Annotated in this window: 6 protein-coding genes; 4 read left to right on the top strand and 2 right to left on the bottom strand. The window is 31.8% G+C overall.

Annotation, left to right across the window (positions count from 1 at the left end):
- Positions 1 to 113: 113 nt before the first annotated feature.
- The 4 genes from AC15TD_RS04345 to AC15TD_RS04360 are packed head-to-tail and all read left to right on the top strand — an operon-like array spanning position 114 to position 2,498.
- A complete protein-coding gene (locus tag AC15TD_RS04345; protein WP_484450910.1) occupies positions 114 to 722 on the top strand; it encodes an LUD domain-containing protein in 609 nt (202 codons plus the stop codon).
- Positions 723 to 771: 49 nt separating this feature from the next.
- Positions 772 to 1,593 (top strand): phosphatidate cytidylyltransferase, encoded by an 822-nt coding sequence (locus AC15TD_RS04350; RefSeq protein WP_484450911.1) that lies wholly within the window; start codon positions 772 to 774, stop codon positions 1,591 to 1,593.
- The gene (locus AC15TD_RS04355; protein ID WP_484450912.1) at positions 1,583 to 2,242 is read left to right on the top strand and encodes a phosphatidylserine decarboxylase family protein; all 660 of its coding nucleotides are present in this window, start codon (positions 1,583 to 1,585) and stop codon (positions 2,240 to 2,242) included. Before AC15TD_RS04350 ends, AC15TD_RS04355 begins: the two co-directional genes overlap by 11 nt.
- Positions 2,232 to 2,498: an acyl-CoA-binding protein gene (locus AC15TD_RS04360; protein WP_484450913.1), complete on the top strand. Its 267-nt coding sequence runs from the start codon at positions 2,232 to 2,234 to the stop codon at positions 2,496 to 2,498. Before AC15TD_RS04355 ends, AC15TD_RS04360 begins: the two co-directional genes overlap by 11 nt.
- Before the next feature lie 33 nt (positions 2,499 to 2,531).
- Here AC15TD_RS04360 and AC15TD_RS04365 read toward each other — a convergent pair whose 3' ends face one another.
- Both AC15TD_RS04365 and AC15TD_RS04370 read right to left on the bottom strand, forming a co-directional pair.
- The gene (locus AC15TD_RS04365) at positions 2,532 to 3,725 is read right to left on the bottom strand and encodes a C40 family peptidase (protein ID WP_484450914.1); all 1,194 of its coding nucleotides are present in this window, start codon (positions 3,723 to 3,725) and stop codon (positions 2,532 to 2,534) included.
- A gap of 53 nt (positions 3,726 to 3,778) precedes the next feature.
- Positions 3,779 to 6,121 (bottom strand): valine--tRNA ligase (locus AC15TD_RS04370; protein ID WP_484450915.1); only part of this gene is annotated, 2,343 nt, incomplete at its 5' end.

Here is a 6,121-nt window from a genome sequence, read left to right on the forward strand (position 1 = left end):
TTTGATAATTTTCAATACTAATAGTAAAAATCTTAAATTAATCGTATGGTTAGTTTAAGATTTTTTATATTTGAAAAACTCCTAAAAAAACTGAGTTAATAGCATAATCCTAAATGAGTCTATTTAGAAAAATATTTGGTTCAAAATCTATTAAAAAAGAAGAAGAATTAAAGCCTAATGAACGTGGCAAATACATGCCAGAAATTAAATTACCAATAGATGAAAAGTTTACTATAAACTTTAAAGCTAATGGTGGTAAATTTCTCTATTGTGAGGATTTAGATGAAGTATTTCAAAGTTTAGATAATATCATTGAAGAAAATAAATGGGAAGACAAAAAAGCGTTTTTCTTTGACAAACAATTAAAAGATAAATTTAAAAATGCCAATTTGTCTACTTCTGAAAGAGTAAGTGATTCTACTTATTTTATTACAACGTGCGAAAACTTGATTGCAAATGATGGGTCTTTGCTTATTTCATCAAACCAAATTGCTGAAAAAAAACTTACCGAGCTTCCTGTAAATTTTATTGTATTTGCCACCACAAGCCAAATGGTTGAAACCATTGGGGAAGGACTGCGCGGTATTAAATCTAAAAACAAAAAAAGAATACCAACCAATATCACTACGATCAAGCATTTTAAATCTTCAGACGAAAAAGACTTTTTAAGCTACGGTAGTAGTTCAAAAAATTTATATTTGTTACTTCTTGAAGATTTATAATTATAAATGCGCAATTTGCTTGCAAACCCAATAGAACAAATCATTTAAAATGAAAGATATTTTTATTCGCGCCCTTTCTGGTTTGTTTTACATTATAATTTTAATATTATCACTTTATTACCTAGAAACCCTAATTGCCCTATTCTTTGTATTTGGTATGATTTGCTTATTCGAATTTAACAAACTCATTCAGTTAAAAAGTATTATACCTTATTTTATTTTTACTTTATTGTTTATCGTATTTGGATTCTGGCAATTAGAAATAACAACAAATACAGATTTAGATAAAGCCACTCAAATCCTTATGGTAATCACCATATTTGTTCAATTGTTTTTGATTAAAGATTTATTTTCTGAAAAAATAATTCCTTTATTTGCTTCAAAACGGTTTATATTAACAACATTTTACCTTTCAAGTAGCTTTGTATTTTTAATTCTTATTGCTAATTATCATGCAACTTATAATCCATCAATTTTATTAGGTTCATTTATATTAATATGGGTTAACGATAGTTTTGCTTATCTGGTTGGTAAAAATTTTGGAAAGCAAAAATTATTCGAAAAAATTTCTCCTAAAAAAACAGTTGAAGGTTTCTTAGGCGGACTGTTTTTTTCGTGTGTTGCAAGTTATTTTATTGCTACCTTTACGCAGACATTAACCTTTACAAATTGGCTTATATTAAGTATTATTATAAGTGTTTTTGGCACCATAGGAGATCTAATAGAATCAAAATTTAAACGACAAGCGAAGGTTAAAGACAGTGGAATAATCATGCCTGGACATGGGGGATTATTAGACCGTTTAGATAGTATTATTTTTGCTGCACCTTTTATTTATTTATTTTTAAGAATCATACAATATGTTTCATAAAGAAGGCCATAAAATTATTATTATAACATTTATTTTTGTTATTATATCCTTTTTACTTATTGATCGTTTTGTTCATAAAGTTTGGCTTCAAAACACCTTATGGTTTTTATTGTTTGGCTTTTTAGTTTTAATACTGCAGTTTTTCAGAAACCCTAAAAGAATAACAAACCTTAACGATAAGCAAGTAGTTTCACCTGTTGATGGAAAGGTGGTCGTTATTGAAGAAGTATTTGAAAAGGAATATTTCAAAGAAAAAAGAATACAGGTAAGTGTTTTTATGTCACCGTTAAATGTGCATGTAACACGCTATCCTGTTGGCGGAAATATTATTTATAGTAAATATCATCCTGGAAAATATTTAGTAGCGTGGCATCCAAAAGCAAGTGAAGAAAATGAACGAACAACCGTTGTTGTAGAAAACAAAACTTTTGGAAAGGTATTATACAGACAAATAGCTGGAGCAATGGCAAAACGCATTGTAAACTATGCGAAAGTAAACGATCAAGCCCTGCAAGGAAGTGATTCTGGTTTTATAAAGTTTGGTTCAAGAGTTGATTTATTTTTACCTTTAGATGCTAAAATTAAAGTAAATCTTAACCAAAAAGTTCGTGGTGGAGAATGTGTTATTGCTGAAATTAATGACAAGTAAAGACTTAGATATAGAATTTTTAGAAGCTGTAGACCGCGTCAATGCGCATACAGACCCCTTTCCTGCAGATACCCTATTAAAATTATATGCCTATTACAAAAGGGCTACTAATAACGAAGATAGGCCAAGCAGTAAAAAACCTATTATAAATGCTTTTAAAACGAATGCTTTGTTTCAAATAAAAGATATTACCCAAGACGAAGCAAAACAAACCTATATAGATTTGGTAAACACTTATTTTCTATACAGAAAGTAAGAATCTCTTTTATACCAGATAATCTTCACACCTCTAATCTTTAAAAACAGGTGTGTTTTTTAAATTAATAAGTGACTCATTTTTACTATTTACAATTCTTTTAGAACGCAAATATCTATTTAAATTTTCTATATCGAAGTTTACGGCATTTTTATCCACACTGCTTATTCTTACTTTTCCAGAAGCATGTATGAATTCATTATTACCGATCCACATCCCAACATGAACGACTTTTTCGGCTGTTGAATCGGTTGCTTTTCTGCCGAAAAATAATAAGTCGCCAGGAACTAATTGATTAAAATTCTTAACCTCATCAGTCAACTCACCTGTATGCACCTGTTGCGACGCATCCCGGGGAATAACCATTCCGTTTAAAAAATAAACAGTTTTCGTAAAACCACTACAGTCGACTCCTTTAGTTGAAGTGCCTCCCCATAAATAAGGTAGACCCATTAATTTTTTTGATGTGGCAACTAATGATGCTTCCATAGGCTTTGTATGCTCTAACCAATCATCATATAATTGGGCTTCATTTTTGTATACAAACGCTATTCTCCCATCAGGATATTGTACTCTAAAAAACTCATTTTCTTCTCCTGAAAGCACTAAAACTCCTCCGGCAACGATATCTGAAACAACCTGAGATTCTAAATTAGCCTCCGAATACGCACTCCCTGTCATATTAGTGTAAATAATTTTCGGTAACGATTTCCAAGAAGACAAATCCGCAGAAGTAATTGCAACAATGCCGCCATCGTCAACCCATGACACATATTGATCTGGCGTTTGAACTAAAGACCAACTTCCCTTCTTTTTAAGAATAATTACCGGCGTTCCTAATAAGGCTTGTGTAGCTAACTCGGCAGAATGTTTTGGGTTACTTCTTAAATTAGCAACAGAAATGGTAACCAAACCAAATGTCTTACCCTCTAATTCAGCTGAAGGTAATATTTGGATGCTATCGATAAACGTAATGCCTTTTGAAGTTAATTTGTCTTTTAATGTTTTAACAGCTTCCGGTAAATTGCTCTCGCCTTTTATTAGGTGACTTTTATTGTACTTTGTAGCCTCAATATTAAATAATGCCACACGTTTGTCTGGTGCAAATTCAGTTTTAACAGCCAATATTTCATCTCTTAATAAAGCGTCATTTGAAGCGTCATTTTCACATGATGAAAAAATACATAATACTAATATTAATGCATATAATCTGAAAATATTGTTCATTTTAAAACCTATTTATTGTTTGAGGAAACATTATTTAAAAAAAACGAAGCATCTTACTTTATGCTTATCAAACTCGCTTTAAGTGTTTCAATTTTAGCCAAAGCATCAGCTTCTTTTCTCTTTTCGCTAGCCACTACTTGCTCTGGTGCGCCAGTAACAAATCGCTCATTAGACAGTTTTTTTTGAACCGATTTTAGAAATCCTTCTGTATAATTTAACTCATCGGTTAATTTTTTAATTTCAGCTTCAATATCAATAGCGCCTGCCATTGGAATAAAATACTCATTAGATTTTACTCTGTATGTCAATGCGCCTTCAACAGCATTTTTTGTATAATCAATTCCTTCTAAATTACCTAATTTGATTATAACATCATCAAATGTGGTTGTGGCATTTTCATTATTAATTACTGAAAACTGAATAGCATCTTTAAAAGGGATATTTTTTTCTTTTCTAATATTTCTAATTCCTGAAATAACTTCTGAAGCAAAATCGAATTCTAAAATTAAATTCTTATCAAACGCTTTAAATACTGGCCATTTTGAAACTATTAAAGCCTCCTCGGGAGTTCTTTCTGAAATATATTGCCAAATATCTTCTGTTAAAAATGGCATAAACGGATGCAACACTTTTAAGTTATTTTCTAAGATAGAAATCGCTGCTTGATATGTGATTTTATCAATCGGTTTTTGATATTCAGGCTTTATCATCTCTAAAAACCAGGAGCAGAAATCATTCCATATCAACTTATACGTTTCCATTAAAGCATCACTAATACGATATTTACTGTAATGATCTTCAATAGTTAGTAATGTTTCTTGAAACTTAGCTTCAAACCAATCAATCGCTATTTTTGAGGATTTAGGTTGCTCAATATCGGCAACGTCCCAACCTTCAATCAATCTAAACGCATTCCATATTTTATTAGCAAATCCTTTTCCTTGCTGGCATAAAGCTTCATCAAATAACAAATCGTTTCCAGCGGCCGAACTTAACAATAAACCAACTCGAACACCATCGGCGCCAAATTCTTCAATTAACTTTAAAGCATCTGGTGAATTTCCTAAAGATTTACTCATCTTTCGGCGTTGCTTATCACGGACCAAACCTGTAAAATAGACATTTTGGAATGGTTTTTCATCTCGATATTCATAACCAGCAATAATCATTCTGGCTACCCAAAAGAATAAAATATCTGGACCTGTTACTAAATCGTTTGTTGGATAGTAATAGTTTATTTCTTTATTCTCAGGATAACGAATACCATCAAACACACTTATAGGCCATAACCAAGATGAAAACCAGGTGTCTAACGCATCGGTATCTTGACGCAAGTCATTGGTTGTTAGTTGTTGTCTATTGGTTTTTTCTTTGGCTTTTTCAAGTGCTAAATCAATCGTTTCGGCAACTACAAAATCATCTTTTCCATCACCATAGTAATAAGCTGGAATTTGTTGACCCCATAATAATTGTCTAGAAATATTCCAATCACGAATATTTTCCATCCAATGACGATAGGTGTTTTCAAACTTTTTAGGAAATAATTTAACATCACCATCTTCTAAAACTGCTTTAATGGCAGGTTTAACCAAATCTTCCATTTTTAAAAACCACTGATCTGACAATCTTGGCTCTATAACGGCTTTAGTGCGCTCGCTAGTTCCTACTTTATTAATATAATTTTCTGTTTTAACTAAATGACCCTTTTCTTCTAATTCCTTTTGAATTTCCTTTCTAACCACAAAACGATCTTTCCCTTTGTAATGTAAGCCGAAACTGTTTAAAGTAGCGTCTTCATTAAAAATATCAATAACCTCTAAGTTATATTTATCGCCTAAATTCTTATCATTCTCATCATGTGCAGGCGTTACTTTTAAACAACCTGTTCCAAACTCCATATCGACATATTCGTCCTCAATAATAGGAACTACTCTATTACAAATAGGAACAATAGCCTTTTTCCCTTTTAAATGGATGAAACGTTCATCTTTTGGGTTAATACAAATAGCCGTGTCTCCAAAAATAGTTTCAGGACGTGTTGTAGCGATTGTTAGAGAATCGTTACTACCCTCAATTTTATAAGACAGATAATAAAGCAATCCTTGACGCTCTTCGTGAATAACCTCTTCGTCAGATAATGTAGTTTTAGCCTCAGGATCCCAGTTAACCATACGGTAACCACGATAAATTAAGCCTTTGTTAAATAAATCAACAAACACCTTAATAACGGCTTCACTCATGTCATCATCCATGGTGAATTTAGTTCTATCCCAATCACAAGAGCATCCTAGTTTTTTTAATTGTTCAAGAATAACACCACCATACTCATGTGTCCAAGCCCAAGCGTGTTTTAAAAACTCATCTCGTGACAAATCATTTTTGTCAATACCCTGCTC

This window comes from Yeosuana sp., from assembly GCF_057126245.1.

Bases quoted from the DNA above. Each gene is read 5' to 3' on its own strand.
- AC15TD_RS04345 (WP_484450910.1), top strand. From the start codon at position 114: ATGAGTCTATTTAGAAAAATATTTGGTTCAAAATCTATTAAAAAAGAA.
- AC15TD_RS04350 (WP_484450911.1), top strand. From the start codon at position 772: ATGAAAGATATTTTTATTCGCGCCCTTTCTGGTTTGTTTTACATTATA.
- AC15TD_RS04355 (WP_484450912.1), top strand. From the start codon at position 1,583: ATGTTTCATAAAGAAGGCCATAAAATTATTATTATAACATTTATTTTT.
- AC15TD_RS04360 (WP_484450913.1), top strand. From the start codon at position 2,232: ATGACAAGTAAAGACTTAGATATAGAATTTTTAGAAGCTGTAGACCGC.
- AC15TD_RS04365 (WP_484450914.1), bottom strand. From the start codon at position 3,725: ATGAACAATATTTTCAGATTATATGCATTAATATTAGTATTATGTATT.